This window comes from Pseudomonas fluvialis (assembly GCF_002234375.1).
Lineage (GTDB): Bacteria > Pseudomonadota > Gammaproteobacteria > Pseudomonadales > Pseudomonadaceae > Aquipseudomonas > Aquipseudomonas fluvialis.
On sequence record NZ_NMQV01000051.1, the window covers coordinates 1 to 623 of the forward strand.

Sequence of the window (623 nt, forward strand, 5' to 3'; positions counted from 1 at the left end):
CCTGGTACTACCGTGTCCGCGCCATGCGCGAACCCTACGAAATCAATGTCGATGTCGACCTGGCCAATCAGGACCACCTGACGTTCTTTATCAACTACCAGGTCTATGACTATCAGCAACAGTTCATTGGTGCCGCCGGCGTCGGCCTGGCCGTGGACTCGGTGGTCAAGCTGATCGATACCTACCAGGCCCGCTACGAACGCAGCATCTTCTTTGTCGATACCCAGGGCCGGGTAACCCTGACCGGCTCGCAAGCCGGGCCGCTCAAGGTCAAGACCGGACAACTGCTGAGCAGCATCGAAGGCCTTGAAGCGCTGCAGGACAGGCTGCCCAGACCGCAAAGCGGTAATTACCAGTACCGCGAAGCCGATCGCGGACACTTTCTCAACGTGCGCTATATCCCTGAGCTGGACTGGTACCTGTTCGTCGACAAGCATGACGGGGGAGCCATGGCGGAAATTCGCCGCTCGCTGCTGTGGAACCTGGCCATCAGCGTGCTGGCCACCCTGCTCAGCCTGACCCTGGTCGCGCTGGTCGTACGCCGCTACCAGCGGCGGATTGCCGCGCTGGCCAACACCGACCAGTTGACCGGCCTGCCCAACCGACGCGGTTTCGAATTGCTA

1 protein-coding gene is annotated in these 623 nt (G+C 61.0%); it reads left to right on the top strand.

Features of this window, described 5'->3' with window-relative positions:
- Window positions 1-623 (top strand): sensor domain-containing diguanylate cyclase (locus CFY91_RS15565; protein WP_480408039.1); only part of this gene is annotated, 623 nt, incomplete at both ends.